This window comes from Pseudomonas frederiksbergensis, assembly GCF_001952935.1.
GTDB classification, from domain to species: Bacteria; Pseudomonadota; Gammaproteobacteria; order Pseudomonadales; family Pseudomonadaceae; genus Aquipseudomonas; species Aquipseudomonas frederiksbergensis.
In genome coordinates this window covers 4788190-4804304 of sequence record NZ_CP018319.1, presented here as the reverse complement: position 1 = coordinate 4804304, position 16115 = coordinate 4788190, and the positions used below count along the sequence as shown (strand labels likewise).

14 protein-coding genes and 3 pseudogenes are annotated in these 16115 nt (G+C 60.3%); 11 read left to right on the top strand and 6 right to left on the bottom strand.

Annotation, left to right across the window (positions count from 1 at the left end; genetic code table 11):
- Window positions 1–13: 13 nt before the first annotated feature.
- Together cobF and PFAS1_RS22480 are read right to left on the bottom strand one after the other, a co-directional pair.
- Window positions 14–769, bottom strand: coding sequence for a precorrin-6A synthase (deacetylating) (gene cobF, locus PFAS1_RS22485; protein WP_076030568.1), 756 nt, complete (start codon window positions 767–769; stop codon window positions 14–16).
- Entirely contained in the window at window positions 769–1341 is a 573-nt protein-coding gene (locus tag PFAS1_RS22480) for a histidine phosphatase family protein (protein ID WP_076030567.1), read from the bottom strand. Before PFAS1_RS22480 ends, cobF begins: the two co-directional genes overlap by 1 nt.
- A 341-nt stretch (window positions 1342–1682) precedes the next feature.
- Here PFAS1_RS22480 and PFAS1_RS22475 point away from each other — a divergent pair, with 341 nt between their 5' ends.
- From PFAS1_RS22475 to PFAS1_RS22440, 8 genes are all read left to right on the top strand, one after another.
- Complete coding sequence (locus tag PFAS1_RS22475; RefSeq protein WP_076030566.1) at window positions 1683–2537, top strand: MurR/RpiR family transcriptional regulator; 855 nt, start codon at window positions 1683–1685, stop codon at window positions 2535–2537.
- Window positions 2538–2539: 2 nt separating this feature from the next.
- Window positions 2540–3184 (top strand): cysteine hydrolase family protein, encoded by a 645-nt coding sequence (locus PFAS1_RS22470; protein WP_076030565.1) that lies wholly within the window; start codon window positions 2540–2542, stop codon window positions 3182–3184.
- A complete protein-coding gene (locus tag PFAS1_RS22465; RefSeq protein WP_076030564.1) occupies window positions 3181–4512 on the top strand; it encodes a type I glutamate--ammonia ligase in 1332 nt (443 codons plus the stop codon). The genes PFAS1_RS22470 and PFAS1_RS22465 overlap by 4 nt, the downstream gene beginning before the upstream one ends.
- Window positions 4496–5248 (top strand): N-formylglutamate amidohydrolase, encoded by a 753-nt coding sequence (locus PFAS1_RS22460; RefSeq protein ID WP_076030563.1) that lies wholly within the window; start codon window positions 4496–4498, stop codon window positions 5246–5248. The genes PFAS1_RS22465 and PFAS1_RS22460 overlap by 17 nt, the downstream gene beginning before the upstream one ends.
- Before the next feature lie 57 nt (window positions 5249–5305).
- The gene (locus tag PFAS1_RS22455) at window positions 5306–6655 is read left to right on the top strand and encodes an APC family permease (RefSeq protein WP_076030562.1); all 1350 of its coding nucleotides are present in this window, start codon (window positions 5306–5308) and stop codon (window positions 6653–6655) included.
- A 119-nt stretch (window positions 6656–6774) separates the two neighbouring features.
- On the top strand, window positions 6775–7791 hold the full coding sequence (locus PFAS1_RS22450; RefSeq protein WP_076030561.1) for an arginine N-succinyltransferase: 1017 nt from the start codon (window positions 6775–6777) through the stop codon (window positions 7789–7791).
- A 61-nt stretch (window positions 7792–7852) separates the two neighbouring features.
- The gene (astA, locus tag PFAS1_RS22445; protein ID WP_076030560.1) at window positions 7853–8890 is read left to right on the top strand and encodes an arginine N-succinyltransferase; all 1038 of its coding nucleotides are present in this window, start codon (window positions 7853–7855) and stop codon (window positions 8888–8890) included.
- Between the two features lie 129 nt (window positions 8891–9019).
- Window positions 9020–9889, top strand: a complete 870-nt coding sequence (locus PFAS1_RS22440) for an isocitrate lyase/PEP mutase family protein (RefSeq protein WP_076030559.1) — start codon at window positions 9020–9022, stop codon at window positions 9887–9889.
- Between the two features lie 186 nt (window positions 9890–10075).
- On the opposite strand, the pseudogene PFAS1_RS30020 reads toward PFAS1_RS22440, so the two are convergent.
- From PFAS1_RS30020 to PFAS1_RS22430, 4 genes and pseudogenes are all read right to left on the bottom strand, one after another.
- Window positions 10076–10246, bottom strand: a pseudogene (locus PFAS1_RS30020) (glutamate carboxypeptidase); the annotation flags it as partial.
- A gap of 41 nt (window positions 10247–10287) precedes the next feature.
- On the bottom strand, window positions 10288–11529 hold the full coding sequence (locus PFAS1_RS22435; protein ID WP_076030558.1) for a M20/M25/M40 family metallo-hydrolase: 1242 nt from the start codon (window positions 11527–11529) through the stop codon (window positions 10288–10290).
- A 260-nt stretch (window positions 11530–11789) separates the two neighbouring features.
- Window positions 11790–11972: pseudogene (locus tag PFAS1_RS30015) on the bottom strand (hypothetical protein); the annotation flags it as partial.
- A gap of 36 nt (window positions 11973–12008) precedes the next feature.
- Window positions 12009–13082: a diguanylate cyclase gene (locus PFAS1_RS22430; RefSeq protein WP_076030557.1), complete on the bottom strand. Its 1074-nt coding sequence runs from the start codon at window positions 13080–13082 to the stop codon at window positions 12009–12011.
- Window positions 13083–13214: 132 nt separating this feature from the next.
- Between PFAS1_RS22430 and PFAS1_RS22425 the strand changes: the two are divergent.
- The 3 genes and pseudogenes from PFAS1_RS22425 to hglS all read left to right on the top strand — a co-directional run.
- Window positions 13215–13577: pseudogene (locus tag PFAS1_RS22425) on the top strand (flavin-containing monooxygenase); the annotation flags it as partial.
- A 22-nt stretch (window positions 13578–13599) separates the two neighbouring features.
- Window positions 13600–14556 carry an alpha/beta fold hydrolase gene (locus PFAS1_RS22420; RefSeq protein ID WP_076030556.1) on the top strand — a complete coding sequence of 319 codons (957 nt, stop codon included), beginning with the start codon at window positions 13600–13602 and terminating at the stop codon, window positions 14554–14556.
- 110 nt (window positions 14557–14666) lie between these two features.
- Entirely contained in the window at window positions 14667–16058 is a 1392-nt protein-coding gene (gene hglS / locus PFAS1_RS22415; RefSeq protein WP_076030555.1) for a 2-oxoadipate dioxygenase/decarboxylase HglS, read from the top strand.
- The last annotated feature ends 57 nt before the right edge of the window (window positions 16059–16115 follow it).

Below are 16115 nucleotides of genomic sequence, written 5' to 3'. Positions count from 1 at the left end.
GACACCAATTTTCTCAAGGCTTGCGCAACAGATAGGTATCCATAATCCACCCATTCTCCAACCGTGCCGCCTTGCGCACTCGCTCTATCTCATCCGCCACATCCTTGAGCTTGCCGCTGATCAAAATCTCATCCGGCGTGCCCAAGTAAGCCCCCCAATAAATCTCTGTCTCCTGATCCGCCACCCGATGGTAGGAATCTTCTGCATCGAGCATCACCACCAGGCTGTCGGCATCGCTCACCTGCCCCGCCGCCAGACGCCGGCCAGTGGTGATTTCAATCGAGCGGCCAATGCGGTTCAGCGGCACCTTATGCTGCGCCGCCAGCGCCTGGACACTGGTGATACCGGGGATCACTTCAAATTCGAAGACACACCGGCCCGAGGCCAGAATCGCCTGCAAGATCCGGATGGTGCTGTCGTACAACGCCGGATCGCCCCACACCAGAAAACCGGCGCACTGCTCGTCAGTCATTTCCTCGCTGATCAACCGTTCGAACGTCCGCTGTTTAGCCAGATTGAGATCTTCCACGCTGGCCTTGTAGTCCACATCACCGCGTTCGCGCTCCGGGCTGTGGGCTTCGACGAAGCGGTAGTCGCGATCGGTGATGTAGCGCTCGCAGATCTCGCGGCGCAGGTCGATCAGCTTGTCCTTGCTCTGCCCCTTGTCCATAAGGAAAAACACGTCGACGAGGTTCAGCGCTTTCACGGCTTGCATCGTGATGTAGTCGGGGTTGCCGGCGCCGATGCCGATGACCAGAAGTTTTTTCATCAATAGGCTCCTTCAGGCTCAGTGCCCAACAAGCGTAAACGCCAACGGCCGTTGAACCGCAACTCGATGGCCGACAGCGGTTCAACATCGATCAGGTTGAACGCTGCGCTTTGCAGCACTTGCGTCAGCGCGGCGCGAATCACAAATGGATGGGTGATGGCAACGATGTGTCCCGGTGTAGCCTCCAGTGTTTTCAGCCACGCGGCTACTCGCTCTGCGAGTTGCATCACCGACTCGCCACCGTGGGGCGCGGCATGCGGATCATCGAGCCAGATCTGCAGCGCTTCGGCGGCGTTTTTTTGCAGATCGTCGATCCGCACGCCCTGCCAGCGCCCGAAATCGCAATCCCTCAATGCCTCGACAATTTCCACGGCGCTGCCGAACAGCTCGGCGGTTTGCCGGGTTCGCAGTTCAGGTCCACACACCAGTCGCGGCGTCCCCTTGAACTGAGCACGACGCGATCCCCTTGCCGATTGCCAATCCATTTCTATCGGCTCGTTCGTAGGAAAACGCGCCAATTTTTGTGCGACGGTTCGAGCGTGGCACATCAAAGTCAAACGGGTTGCCTGCACGAAGGATTACTCTGTCGATGGAATGGAAAACGGCAAAACGCCGCAAACAATTGGCCAATTGTGCCGCAAGAAGCGCGATCCAGGGCGTTTCGTTTGATCGGGCAAACACAGGTTCCAACCCACACCCGCCTGAAAAAATCAGCGATATCCGACACCACTATGGGCGATGGCCTACAAGCTCTGTCGACTTCCATGTAGCCCAGGGCCCACGGGGTTTTTGCCCTTTTTTTTGGCGTTAAAAATCCATTGAAAAATTCACTAGACATGTTGAGTCCGCTACATAAATACTGTTTTAGCAATTTATGAAATGAAACCGACATATCCATCCAGCAGGAGCCCGGATGCCTTCTCTCAGAGACCTGATCACCGATCCCGGCCTGGACCTTACGCCGTCGGAACGCAAAGTGATCCGTGCGTTGCTGGACCAGTACCCGCGTAACGGACTGGGCCCGATGTCACGTTTGGCCGAACATGCCGGTGTCAGCGATCCCACCATCGTGCGACTGGTCAAAAAACTGGGTTTCAGCGGTTATGCCGATTTCCAGGATGCCCTGCTCAGCGACATGGACCACCGCCTCCGTTCTCCCAGCACGCTGTTGCAACCCCGTGCTCATCTTCAGAAAGGCGACGCCTGGAGCCAATATCTGGCGCACAGCCATCGAGCGCTGGTGGACACCCATGCGCTGACCCAACCCGAAGATGTGCGGATTCTACTGGAATGGCTGCTCGACGCCCGCCATCAGGTGCATTGCTTCGGCGGGCGCTTCAGCAGTTTCCTCGCCAGTTATTTACTCAATCACTTGCGCTTGCTGCGCCCAGGTTGTTTCGCCCTGGAAGACAACGCGCAACTGCCCGACCGTTTGTTCGACGTGCAGCGCCAGGACGTGGTGCTGGTGTTCGACTATCGCCGCTATCAGTCACAGGCCCTGCGCGTGGCCAATGCGGCGAAAAGTCGCTATGCACGCGTGGTGTTGTTCACTGACATCTATGCTTCACCGTTGCGGGAAATGGCCGACCTGATCATCAGTGCGCCAGTGGAATCGGTGTCGGCCTTCGACACTCTGGTTCCGGCGCTGGCCCAGGTCGAAGCGCTGATCGCCTGCCTGACCCTGCGCAGTCCGGACTTGGCCGATCGCCTGGAAGGCATCGACGCCCTGCGGACCGACTTCGACACCCACCTGCTGGAGGAAAAATAAGGATGTTCAAGCTCCCCCACCACTCACCTCGGGATTTGCCATTCGTCACCGATCACACCGCGCTGTTACTGGTGGACATGCAACGCGCCTGGCTTGAGCCGCAGTTCGACCCGCACCTCAACGGGCCGGATGCCGAATACTTCCTGACCCGCACCCACATGCAAGTGGTGCCCAATCAACGCCGGCTGCTCAGCGCTTTTCGCAGCGCCCGGCAAAACGTGCTGCACACGATCATCGAAAGCCTCACCGCCGATGGCCGCGACCGCTCGCTGGACCACAAGTTCTCGGACATGCACTTGCCCAAGGGCAGCCCGCCAGCACGGATCATCGACGACCTGACCCCGGCAGAAAACGAAATCGTACTGCCCAAGACCTCGTCCGGGGTCTTCAATTCCACCAATATCGACTACGTGCTGCGCAACCTCGGGACGCGGCACCTGATCATCGCCGGCATCGTCACCGACCAGTGCGTGGACATGGCCGTGCGCGATGCCGCCGACCGCGGTTATCTGGTGACGCTGGTGGAAGATGCCTGCGCGACTTATACGCCCGCGCGGCATCAGGCCTGCCTGAATGCAATCAGGGGTTACTGCTGGATCACCGACACCCAGACCGTGCTTGGCCGGTTGCAGGAGATGCAGGCATGAGCGAGCGTCTGCTGCCACTGCCCATGACCACTCTCGTCACCACCGACCTGATCGGCGTGACGCGTGGACGCTCCTTTCCCACGGACGAACTCGAGCGCTATCTAAAGATGGGGTGTGGCTGGGTGCCGGCCAACAGTGCGCTGACCCCGCAAGACATCATCGCCTACACCAACCCGTGGGGCGCTTATGGTGATTTGCGGCTGACGCCCGACCTGCTCAGTCGAGTGACGGTCGACAACGGCCCGGATGCCAATGCCCCGGCACTGGATTTCATGCACAGTGACATTTGCGAAACCGATGGTCGCCCGTGGGGGGCCTGCCCGCGTACGTTGTTGCGCAACGAGGTGGAGCGTTATCGCGTCGAGTTGGGCTTGCAAATCAATGCGGCGTTCGAGCATGAATTCAACTTGAACACCGGCGACGTTGAACACCTGGCGTTTTCCCTGCAAGCCCAGCGTCAGGGGGCCGAGTTTGGCGGTTGGCTGCTCGGCGCCCTGCGGGCCGGTGGCGTCGAGCCGGAAATGTTCCTGCCTGAGTACGGCAAGCATCAATACGAAATCACTTGCCGCCCGACCCTTGGGGTGGCCGCTGCCGATCGCGCGGTGAACGTGCGTGAAATCACTCGCGAGATCGCCCGGCAAATGGGCCTGGCGTTGAGCTTCGCGCCCAAGACCTCGGAGCATGCGGTGTGCAACGGTGTGCACCTGCACATCAGCCTGTTGGACCTGGCGGGCCAACCAGTGATGTACGACGCCGGCACCACCAATGGCTTGTCGACTCTCGGCCAGCACTGGGCCGCCGGCATCCTGCATTACCTGCCCGCACTCTGTGCGTTTACCGCGCCAACGCCGGTATCTTACGAACGTTTGCAGCCCCATCACTGGAGCGCATCCTACGCGTGCCTCGGGCAACGCAACCGCGAAGCAGCGCTGCGAATCTGCCCGACGACAAGCCTGGGCGGCAAATCGGTGGCGTCACAATACAACCTGGAATTTCGCGCCATGGACGCCACGTCCTCACCGCACCTGGCCATGGCTGCGCTGCTGATTGCCGGCCGGCTGGGCATCGAGCAACGCCTGGCCTTGAACGCAATCACCGATGAAGTCCCCGACTCCCTGAACGAAGAACAACGCCAGGCACGCGGCATCGTCGCCCTGCCCGCGTCCCTTGCCCAGGCCCTGGATTGCCTGCGCAATAGCGAGGCGCTGATCGAGGCCTTGCCGAGCGCGTTGCTGGACACCTACTTCGCCCTGAAAACCGAGGAACTGACCCTGACGGAACAGCTGTCGCCCGCCGAACGCTGTGAGCACTATGCGCGCCTGTACTGAATCTGCTGAGTTCGGTCTTTACACCGGGCCCGCGTACACCCTGAGTCGGGAAGACTCCGATCACCCGTTGATTCTGGTGTGCGAGCACGCCAGCCGTTTTATTCCGGCCGGGTTGAATGACCTGGGCTTGAGTCACGAGGCGGCCCGCGAGCACATCGCCTGGGACATCGGCGCCCTGGCGCTGGCCGAGGGTTTGGCCCGAGCGTTGGGCGCAACCTTGTTGGCGGCCAATTATTCACGGCTGCTGGTGGACCTCAACCGACCGCTGCAAGCCCCGGACAGCATTCCGGCACAGAGCGAAATCTATCAGGTGCCGGGCAACCGGGACCTGGATGAAGCCACCCGCGAGTATCGTCGGCAATCTTTGTTCGAGCCGTTTCATTCGCGTCTGACTGACTTGATCGACGAGCGTGTCGCTCAAGGACGAACGGTGCGGGTGGTGGGAGTTCACAGTTTCACACCGGTCTATCACGACCAGCCTCGTGCGCTGGAAGTCGGCGTGTTGTTTGGCAAGGGCGTGGAATATGCCCAGCGTTTGATCGATGGCCTGCGCCGGCATCCATTGAAGGTTGCCGGTAATGAACCGTACAAAATCAACCCGCTGGGCGACATGACCGTGCCGGTCCATGGCGATGCACGAGGGCTGGAATCGGTGTTGATCGAGGTGCGCAACGACCTGCTGCGCACGCCTGAAAATGTCCGTCGTTTTACCGAATACCTGGCGCCACTGTTGTAAAGCAATCGCTTCAAACTCGCAGCTTGCAGCTGCTTTCATCCCAAGGAGAAAGGCTTCATGGAAATAGAAGAATTCGGCTACAAGCAAGAGTTAAAACGCAGCCTGTCGCTGACCGACCTGGTGGTGTACGGCATGATCTTCATGATCCCCATCGCACCGTTCGGTGTGTATGGCTACGTCAACGCCGAGGCGCCAGGGCTGGTACCGCTGGCCTACATCATCGGCATGGTGGCGATGCTCTTCACTGCCCTGAGTTACGGCAGCATGGCCCGGGCCTTTCCGATTGCCGGTTCGGTTTATTCCTACGCGCAACGGGGCCTGAACCCGCACGCAGGGTTTATCGCCGGCTGGCTGATGCTCCTCGATTACCTGCTGATTCCGCCGCTGCTGTATGTGTACGCGGCCATGGCCCTGAACCATTTGTACCCGGACATTCCGAAGGTCGGTTTCATCCTGGCCTTCCTGGTCAGCGCGACCTTCGTTAACTTGCGCGGCATCACCTTCACCGCGCGAATGAACATCATCTTTCTGCTGGCGCAACTGGTGGTGCTGGGGATCTTCCTGTTCTACGCCTGGAACGCACTGCACAGCGGCGGCGGTAACGGTCAGCTGACACTGGCGCCGTTGTACAACCCCGAGACATTCAACTTCGCCCTGCTGATGCAAGCGGTGTCGATTGCGGTGCTGTCGTTCCTCGGTTTCGATGCGATTTCCACCCTCGCCGAAGAGATCAAGGGTGACCCGGGCCGCAGCGTCGGCAAGGCCGCGCTGATCACGCTGGTGGTCATGGGCGTGATCTTCGTCGTGCAGACCTGGATTGCGACAGACCTGGCGGCCGGCATGGGTTTCAAAACGGCTGACACGGCTTTTTATGAAATCGCTGAACTCGCGGCCGGCAGCTGGCTGGCCACCCTGACCGCCGTGGCGACCGCACTGGCCTGGGGTGTGGCGGTGGCAATCACCTCCCAAGCGGCAGTGTCTCGTCTGCTGTTCGGCATGGCCCGGGACGGCAAGTTGCCAAAGGTTCTGGCCAAGATTCATCCCAAACACAATACGCCGTACGTGAGCATCTACCTGGTGGCCGTGCTGTCGCTGCTGATCTGCTACCTGTTCATCAACTCGGTGGACACCCTTACCTCGCTGGTGAATTTCGGCGCACTGAGCGGTTTCATGTTGCTGCACCTGACGGTCATCAACTACTACTGGCGCCGGCAGAAATCCGGCCAGGTCATCCGTCACCTGATCTGCCCGGTGATCGGCTTCATCATCGTCGCGGCGATCATGTACAACATGGGCGTCGATGCGCAGAAACTCGGCCTGATCTGGATTGCCCTGGGCCTGGTCTACCTGTTTGTACTCAACAAACTGGGCAGCCGTGCAGCACTGCCCGACCCAAGCAACGGCTGACAAGAAAAAGAGCGGCGTCTGACAAAAATTCAGGCGACCGCCGATTGAACGCGTGGAAACCGACAGTGATAGTCAGGTTCGGTGCCAACCGCTGAACCCTTTGATACAGGAGTGCATCCATGCTGGTCTTACGTCCAGTCGAGTTAACCGACCTGCCCCAGTTGCAGCAACTGGCGCGCGACAGTCTGGTAGGCGTCACGTCCTTGCCGGACGATACCGAATGCCTGCGCGAGAAGATTCTCGACTCCTGCGCCTCGTTCGAAAAAGACGTTGAGAGTCACGGCCCGGAGAACTATTTCTTCGTGCTGGAAGATCTGACCCGAGAGCGCTTGGTGGGCTGCTCGGAGATCCTGGCCACCGCCGGTTTCAGCGAGCCGTTCTACAGCTTGCGCAACCGGCATTTCACCAGCGCCTCGCGGGAGCTGAACATCGAGCACGGCGTGCCCGCGTTGTCGTTGTGCCACGACCTCAGCGGCCATACCTTGCTGCGCGGTTTTCATATTGACGCAGCGCTGGTGCGCACACGGTTCTCTGAACTGCTATCCCGGGCGCGGCTATTGTTCATCGCCGCCCACTCGCGACGCTTTTCCGAAGCCGTCATCACCGAGATTGTCGGCTTCAGCAGCGATGAAGGGCACTCGCCGTTCTGGGATGCCGTGGGCAAGCACTTTTTCGACCTACCCTACGTCGAGGCCGAGCGACTTTGCGGCCTGGAAAGCCGAACCTTCCTCGCCGAACTGATGCCGCAATACCCGATCTACGTGCCAATGCTGCCCCAGGCGGCGCAGGACTGCATCGGCCGCATCCACCCCGATGGCCAGGAGGCTTTCGATATCCTCGAGCGCGAAGGCTTCGAAACCAACAGCTACATCGACCTGTTCGACGGCGGTCCGACGTTGTATGCGCGCACTCCCGGCATCCGCTCCATCGCCCAGAGCCAGACCGGCACGGCGAAACCGGGTGCGACCATCGATGCCCTTGGCAGCTATCTGGTGAGCAACGATTCGCTGAAGGACTACCGCGCCATCGTTGCCGATCTGGATTACCAGGCCGGGCAACCTGTGGGGTTGAGCGCCGAGATGTGCGCCGCCCTGAACGTGACCGAAGGCAGCCCTATCCGGCTGATCGCCCTGTGAGCATCACCCGGCCCCGCGCCCAACGACAGCGCCCGAGCGGGCGTGCAGAAGGAGTTGCATCATGATTGTCCGCCCGGTTCGCGTCACCGACCTGCCCGCCTTGCTGGACCTGGTGCACCAGGCCGGCCCCGGCTTCACTACCCTGCCGGCCAACGAGGAACGCCTGTCCCACCGGGTACGCTGGGCCCAACGAACCTTCGCCGAACAGGTCGAACGCGCCGATGCCGATTACCTCTTCGTACTCGAGGATGACGATCAGCAATTGGTGGGTGTCAGCGCTCTGGTCGGCGCCGTAGGCCTGCGCGAGCCCTGGTACAACTACCGGGTCGGGCTCACGGTCAGTTCGTCACCGGACCTGGGTATCCGGCGACAGATTCCGACGTTGTTCCTGAACAATGAAATGACCGGCCAATCGGAGATTTGCTCGCTGTTTCTGCGACCCGATCAACGCCAGGGCAGTAACGGTCGATTGCTGTCGTTGGGGCGGTTGTTGTTTGTGGCCGAGTTTCCGCACCTGTTCGGCGACAAACTCATCGCCGAACTGCGTGGCAGCGCCGACGAACAAGGTTGTTCGCCATTCTGGGACAGCCTGGGCCGGCACTTCTTCAAGATGGATTTCAGCCACGCCGATCACTTGTCGGGGCTGGGCAGCAAGTCGTTCATCGCTGAACTGATGCCACGCCAACCGCTTTACACTTGCCTGCTCACCGAACAGGCCCAGGCCGTGATCGGCAAGGCGCACCCGAACACCGAACCGGCCCTGAAAATCCTCACCGCCGAAGGTTTTGCCCATAAGGGTTACATCGACATCTTTGACGCCGGCCCGGTGATCGAAGCCCCGGTCTCGAATATCCGCACCGTGCGCGACAGCCAACCGCTGCTGCTGGCCATCGGCACGCCCGACGAGCAGGCCCCGGTGTGGCTGATCCATAACCGTCGCCTGGAAAACTGCCGCATCACCGCCGCCCAGGCCAGACTGGTGGGCAACAGCCTGATCGTCGACCGCCTCACCGCCAAACGCCTGCAACTGCAACCCGGCAATTCGGTGCGCGCCGTGCCACTGCTTAATCAACAACAGCAGCAGTCAGTGGCGGCGTGACCGACGCAGGTCCATCCGCCTCTGAAAATCGTCATCATCCTTTCCCCGCCCGCGTGATAGCCTTTTGTTCCTTCGGCGTTGACACTTTTGCTCAAGCCCTTCCATGCCCTTTGCAGTGGTGGAACTCATATGTCCAGGCTTTCTCATCAAGATTTACGCCGTAACTTTCGCGAGCTTTTCGCTTCCAGCGCCTGCTATCACACCGCCTCGGTCTTCGACCCGATGTCGGCCCGCATTGCCGCTGACTTGGGTTTTGAGGTAGGGATCCTGGGCGGTTCGGTCGCATCGTTACAGGTACTGGGCGCCCCCGACTTTGCCTTGATCACCCTCAGCGAGTTCGCCGAGCAGGCCACTCGCATTGGCCGCGTTGCTCAATTGCCGGTGATCGCCGACGCCGACCACGGCTACGGCAATGCGCTCAATGTCATGCGCACCATCGTCGAACTCGAGCGCGCCGGTGTCGCCGCCCTGACCATCGAAGACACGCTCCTGCCCGCCCAGTTCGGCCGCAAGTCCACCGACCTGATCGGGGTGGCGGAAGGCGTCGGCAAAATTCGTGCGGCACTGGAAGCCCGGGTCGACTCGGAAATGGCAATCATCGCCCGCACCAACGCTGGAATCCTGCCGGTGCAGGAAGTCATCAGCCGTACCTGTCATTACCAGCAGGCCGGTGCGGACGGCATTTGCATGGTGGGCGTGCGGGACTTCGACCACCTCGAACAAATCGCCGAGCACCTGAGCGTTCCGCTGATGCTGGTCACCTACGGCAACCCGTTGCTGCGCGACGACAAACGCCTGGCCGAACTCGGCGTGCGGGTCACGATCGATGGTCACGGCGCCTACTTCGCCGCGATCAAGGCCACGTATGACAGCCTGCGGGAACAACGGCAGTACTTTACGCAGGCATCGGACCTGAGTGCGACCGAGTTGACTCATACCTATACGCAGCCTGAGGAATACATCCGTTGGGCGGAAGAGTTTATGAGCGTTAAGGAATAACCGTTCAGTGCGTTTGACGGGTGAACTGACCTGCTCGCGATAGCGTCAGATGCCACACCACTTTGATCGTTCCCACGCTCTGCGTGGGAATGCAGCCCGGGACGCTCCGCATCCCCTCCAAAGCCGAACGCAGAGCGTCCGTTGAGGCATTCCCACGCGGGAGCGTGGGAATGATCAGTGGTGGGATTAGCGTTTGGCCAACTCCATGATCATCCGCGACAACAGATAAATCCGCGGCGCCACGCTCTCGACCTCCGCGTATTCCTCCGACGGACTGATCGTTCCCACGCTCTGCGTGGGAATGCAGCCCGGGACGCTCCGCGTCCCCTCCAAAGCCGAACGCAGAGCGTCCGTTGAGGCATTCCCACGCGGGAGCGTGGGAACGATCAGTGGTGGGATTAGCGTTTGGCCAACTCCATGATCATCCGCGACAACAGATAAATCCGCGGCGCCACGCTCTCAACCTCCGCGTATTCCTCCGGTGTATGAATATTGCCGCCAACAATCCCGAACCCATCCAGCGTCGGCGTACCCACACCCGCTGACAGGCTGGCATCCGCAGCCCCACCGCTACCTTCTTCCGTCAACTTGCGACCAATCTCCCCGTAAATCCCCTGAGCCATCGCCATCAACCGATCCGATTCCGGCGTTTGCGGCATCGGCGGCAATCCGCGCTGAAGTGTGGTGGTGACTTCTGTGTCAGCAATCAGCTTGTCTTTCGAAACCCGCGCCAGGTCCTTCTCGATCCGGTCAAACTCTTCCGGCACCGCCGCCCGCACGTCTGCCTTGGCGGTGGCTTGATCCGGAATGACGTTGGTGCGGTCGCCGGCCTTGAGAACGGTGAAGTTGATGGTAGTTTTCTTCTCCGCGTCGCCCAATTTGCCGAGCTGTAAAATCTGGTGCGCCGCTTCCATGGCGGCGTTGCGTCCCAGCTCTGGCGCGACACCGGCATGAGCTGCCTTGCCCTTGACCTCGACCACGGCGGTGGCACTGCCTTTGCGCCACACCACCAGGCCATCTGCCGGACGACCCGGTTCGAGGTTGAGGGTGACGTCATGGGCCTTGGCGGTTTTCTTGATCAGGTCGGTGGCGATGTCCGAGCCGGTTTCTTCGCTGGCGTCGAGCAGGAAGGTGATTTGCGCGTAGTCCTTGAAGTCGAGGTTTTTCAGGACTTTCAGCGCATAGATCCCGGCAACGATGCCGCCCTTGTCGTCCATCACGCCCGGCCCGTAGGCGCGGCCGTCCTTGATGTGGAACGGACGCTCGGCGGCCGAACCTTCCTTGAAGACGGTGTCCATGTGCGCCATCAGCAGGATTTTTGCCTTGCCGGTGCCTTTCAGGGTCGCGATCACATGGCTGCTTTTGTCCGGGGTATTGGGCACAAGCTCGATGGTCGCGCCGAGTTTTTTCAGTTCGTCGATGGCGATGTCGCTGACTTTCGTCAGGCCCGGTTCATGGCCGGAACCGGAGTCGATGTTCACCAAACGTTCGAGTAACTTCAGGGCTTCGCCCTTGTAGTGTTCGGAATCGGTGAGGACTTGTTTGTGCGGTTCGGCGAAGGCGGCGGGAGCAAAAGCGCCGAGAGCGAGGGTCAGGCCAAGGCTGGTGGCCAGCAGGGAGCGAGAGCGTTTGAACGTCATGAATCGATCCTTGTTTCGTGTCGGGGGATAAAAAACACCCTACCTGACTACGGCGCAAGGCTCTAGACCGAATGCGACACTGAGCGTTCGGCTTTGGACCGAGTTGAAACCATCGCGGGCAAGCCTTGCTCCTACAGGTCAGCGTCAGTTGATCGTTCCCACGCTCTGCGTGGGAATGCAGCCCGGGACGCTCCGCGTCCCATCCAAAGCCGAACGCAGAGCGTCCGTTGAGGCATTCCCACGCGGGAGCGTGGGAGCGATCAGCGGTGAGATAAGTATGTGTCCAACTCCATAATCATCCGCGACAACAAGTAAATCCGCGGCGCCACGCTCTCGACCTCCGCGTATTCCTCCGACGGACTGATCGTTCCCGCGCTCTGCGTGGGAATGCAGCCCGGGACGCTCCGCGTCCCATCCAAAGCCGAACGCAGAGCGTCCGTTGAGGCATTCCCACGCGGGAGCGTGGGAGCGATTACGTTTCACACCGAATCAAGTAATGGGTGATGCGGTGCGCCGTCGCTGCAACAGATGACGCGGTTGCGTCCGGTGGCCTTGGCTTCGTAGAGCGCCTGGTCGGCGTCGTTGAGCCACAGGGTCGCGTCGGTGTGGGCCGGGTTGAAAGCGGCCAGGCCGATGCTCAGGCTGACTCTCAGCGCCGGGCTCTGCTCATAGCCCAAGGTGGCGAAGCGATCACGCAGCGCATCCATGGCGGCTGCAGCGCTCGTGAGCGGAAGGTCCGGGAGGATCACGCAGAACTCGTCGCCACCGTAACGCCCGGCAACATCCGCCGCGCGCAGGTTCTGCTTGAGCATTTTGCTCAACTGGCGCAGCACAACGTCTCCGGCAACGTGGCCGTAGGTGTCGTTGATGGTTTTGAAATGGTCGATGTCGATCAGCGCAATCGCCCCGCCCTTCTGCTGACGTTTGCAACGCTGGAATTCGATTTCCAGTTGATCCTTCCAGGCGCCGTGATTCAACAGGCCGGTGAGGCTGTCGGTGCGGCTCAGGGCCAGCAATTCACGCTTTTGTCGCCCGAGGGTGTGGGCCTGGCGGAAGCAGATCCAGCCCAATGCCAGCGGATACAAACACATCAAGGGCAAACAGGCATACATCTGCAGTTGGTTGGTCTGCGGAACGAAGGCGGGGGAGAAAATCAGTAGTCCGACGCCCATCCCGAGAACTTGCGCCACGGTTCCCGCCAACAGGAAACGCAAACCGCCAATGGCCACATTGTTCATTGCCATCATGGCCAGGGTGGTCGCGGCGGGCAGCGGATTGAAGTGCATGGCTGCGACCCAAAAGCCGCCGAGAAAAGCATCCACCAGCAGGTTGCGGTGTTCGGCGTGATAAGGCACTGACGCGCGACGCGCCCATTGATAAGCCAGATGCGGCCAGAGTGCGGCGTTGAGCAGCATCGCCACCCAGACCCACGGTGCAGGGTTGAGCGGATACATCGCCGCGCTCACGAGCAACAGCCCCAAGGCTAAACCCAGGATTCGCGATGTATAGAGCCTCCTGGCCAGTGAAAGTCCTTTTCCTCCCGTTTTTCCCATAGAGGCCTCTGCGCCACTGAGACGGAACCTGAAAACACAAGGGGTTCAAGTGTGGTGAGAGTCTATCAGGGAAGCGGCAAATAGCCATCACCGGCGGGCGGCCTGAATACCAAGGCATAGCCATGAGGCGGGCGCCCAATGTTTGGCACCAGCCTGCCCGACTTCCCCAACCTGTTTATCGTCATCGGCCCCAACACAGGCATCGGCCACACCTCGGTGCTGTTCATCATCAAGTCTCAGATGAACTACATTCTTGATTGCATCCGTACGTTAAAAGAACAGGGTTTGCGCAGCATCGAAGTACGCCCCGAAGCAGAACGTACCTACACTGAAATGATCCACCGGGAAATGGAACGCACGGTATGGAAGTCCGGGGGCTGCCACAGTTGGTATCAAAGCAAGAGCGGTCATGTGATTGCGATGTTTCCGGGGTTCAGTTTCAGCTATCACCAGTTGACCAGAGCGCTGAAACCCGCCGATCACATGCTGTCCTGATCACGTAAAAGGAAGATGCCTGATGCTTTTGTTGGTTGTCGCAATCGCGGTTTTCGTGGCCTGGAGCTGGTTGAGTTACCCGGCCATCGGTCATTGGCTCTATGACTTGAACATGTCGGTAGAGGCGAAGCTGTATGGACTGCACAAAATTGTCGTGCCGATCGCCGAAATGACCGTCTCGACCTGGCAAGGCGGGCCGTACGAAGCGTCCAGCAGTGTGCTGATGCTCCACGGCTACAGCGCCGACAAGAATGTCTGGCTGCGTTTTGCCCGGCACTTTGTCGGCAACTATCGGGTGATCATCCCCGATATCGCCGGGCATGGCGAAACCGGCTTCAAGACGGGCGGCGGCTACGACATTCCCTTGCAGGCCAAGCGGATGATCCAGTTGCTCGATGTCTGCGGCGTCGAGAAAGTCCATGTAATCGGAAACTCAATGGGCGGTTACATGGCAGCGTGGCTGGCGGCCACGTACCCGGATCGCATTGTTTCGGTGGCCCTGATCGACCCGGCAGGTGTCACCGCCCCCGAAGCCAGCGACCTGGAGCGGCATTTGGCCAAGGGCCACAACCCGTTCCTGATTCACTCGCGGGAAGAATTCCAGCGTTTCTACGCCATGACCATGGCCGAACCGCCGTGGGTACCCAAAGTGGTGCTGGACGCCATCGCGCAACGCTATGAACAGAGCCGCGATGAGCTGGAGGAAATCTTCAACGGCTTCCGTGCCAGTCCGCCGATGGAGCCGAAACTGCCCGACATCAAGTGCCCGGCACTGTTGCTGTGGGGGCACAAAGACCGCTTGATCGATGTCAGCAGCGTGGCGATCTGGAGCAAAGGCATCGCCGATCTGCGAGTGGAAGTCTGGGACCACACCGGCCATATGCCGATGGTGGAACAACCGACGAACACGGCACGGCTGTACCGGGAATTTTTGGCATCACTGCGTTCTGAAAGCCCTCAGGATCAGCGGCTGCACTGAACATGCAGTCCTTTGCAGAATGAAGTTCGTAAGATTCTTCGTTTGTCGGCGCCGCACAAGGCTGCGATCTTTTCTCGCATCCTTTACGTCACCGCGCCAGGAATTCTTTCATGAGTCATCCGAACTTCATCAGCCCTGACCTGATCCGCCAACGCTTTTCCAAAGCGATGTCCGACATGTACCGCGAAGAAGTGCCGCTGTATGGCGCGCTGATGGAACTGGTGGAACAGACCAACCGTCACGTGCTGGACAGCGATCCGCACATCGCCCGACAGTTGCACAGCACCGGTGAAATCCAGCGCCTGGACCTGGAGCGGCATGGCGCGATCCGTGTCGGCACCGCCGATGAACTGGCGACCCTCGCCCGACTGTTTGCGGTGATGGGCATGCAACCGGTGGGTTATTACGACCTGACCCCGGCCGGCGTACCGGTCCACTCCACGGCTTTTCGCGCGGTGCATGAGGCGGCGCTACAGGTCAGCCCGTTCCGGGTATTCACCTCCCTGCTGCGTCTGGAACTGATCGAAGACCTGGAACTGCGAGCGTTCGCCCAGTCGGTGCTGGACAAGCGTTCGATCTTCACACCCACCGCGCTAAGCCTCATCGACCGCGCCGAAACCCAGGGCGGTCTTACGGAACAGGAAGCCCGGGACTTCGTCGAACAGGCACTGGAAACGTTCCGCTGGCACCACACCGCCACCGTGACCGCCGAGCAGTACCGCAAGCTCTGCGCCCAGCATCGCCTGGTCGCCGACGTGGTAGCGTTCACCGGCCCGCATATTAACCACCTGACGCCGCGCACCCTGGACATCGACATCGTCCAGGCGCAAATGCCTGTTCACGGCATCACCCCCAAAGCGGTGATCGAAGGCCCGCCCCGCCGTCAGTGCCCGATCCTGCTGCGCCAGACCAGTTTCAAAGCCCTGGACGAGCCTGTCGCCTTCACCGATCAGACCCGGACTCACGGCAGCCACAGCGCCCGTTTCGGCGAGATCGAACAACGCGGCGCGGCGCTCACCCCCAAAGGCCGGGCGCTTTACGACCGATTGCTCAACGCTGCCCGTGATGAACTGAAAGACTTCCCCAGTGAGGCCAATGCTGCACGTTACAACGCGCTGATGGCGCAGCACTTTGCGCAATTCCCTGACACCCTTGAGGGCATGCGCCGAGAGGAACTGGCGTACTTCCGCTACTTCGTCACGGAAAAAGGGTTGGGGGCGGACGAATTGAAATCCTGGTCGCTGGAGGATCTGCTCAGCGGCGGCTATTTGCGGGTTGAGCCGTTGGTGTACGAAGATTTCCTGCCTGTCAGCGCTGCGGGGATTTTTCAGTCGAACCTGGGAGATGCCGCGCAAACCCACTATGGCGTGCAATCGAACCGGCAGGTGTTCGAGATGGCGCTGGGGCGATCGACAATTGATGAATTGGCGTTGTATGCCGAGACGCAACGACGCTCGATCGAGGAATGCCGCGAGGCAATGGGATTGGCGAGTCTGGCTTGACCTTGTGGCGAGGGAGCTTGCTCCCGCTTGAGTGCGCAGCACTCACAAAAATCTGCA

Bases quoted from the DNA above. Each gene is read 5' to 3' on its own strand.
- PFAS1_RS22430 (WP_076030557.1), bottom strand. From the start codon at position 13,082: ATGGGAAAAACGGGAGGAAAAGGACTTTCACTGGCCAGGAGGCTCTAT.
- PFAS1_RS22455 (WP_076030562.1), top strand. From the start codon at position 5,306: ATGGAAATAGAAGAATTCGGCTACAAGCAAGAGTTAAAACGCAGCCTG.
- PFAS1_RS22450 (WP_076030561.1), top strand. From the start codon at position 6,775: ATGCTGGTCTTACGTCCAGTCGAGTTAACCGACCTGCCCCAGTTGCAG.
- PFAS1_RS22470 (WP_076030565.1), top strand. From the start codon at position 2,540: ATGTTCAAGCTCCCCCACCACTCACCTCGGGATTTGCCATTCGTCACC.
- PFAS1_RS22465 (WP_076030564.1), top strand. From the start codon at position 3,181: ATGAGCGAGCGTCTGCTGCCACTGCCCATGACCACTCTCGTCACCACC.
- PFAS1_RS22440 (WP_076030559.1), top strand. From the start codon at position 9,020: ATGTCCAGGCTTTCTCATCAAGATTTACGCCGTAACTTTCGCGAGCTT.
- PFAS1_RS22420 (WP_076030556.1), top strand. From the start codon at position 13,600: ATGCTTTTGTTGGTTGTCGCAATCGCGGTTTTCGTGGCCTGGAGCTGG.
- cobF (WP_076030568.1), bottom strand. From the start codon at position 769: ATGAAAAAACTTCTGGTCATCGGCATCGGCGCCGGCAACCCCGACTAC.
- PFAS1_RS22460 (WP_076030563.1), top strand. From the start codon at position 4,496: ATGCGCGCCTGTACTGAATCTGCTGAGTTCGGTCTTTACACCGGGCCC.
- PFAS1_RS22475 (WP_076030566.1), top strand. From the start codon at position 1,683: ATGCCTTCTCTCAGAGACCTGATCACCGATCCCGGCCTGGACCTTACG.
- PFAS1_RS22435 (WP_076030558.1), bottom strand. From the start codon at position 11,529: ATGACGTTCAAACGCTCTCGCTCCCTGCTGGCCACCAGCCTTGGCCTG.
- astA (WP_076030560.1), top strand. From the start codon at position 7,853: ATGATTGTCCGCCCGGTTCGCGTCACCGACCTGCCCGCCTTGCTGGAC.
- hglS (WP_076030555.1), top strand. From the start codon at position 14,667: ATGAGTCATCCGAACTTCATCAGCCCTGACCTGATCCGCCAACGCTTT.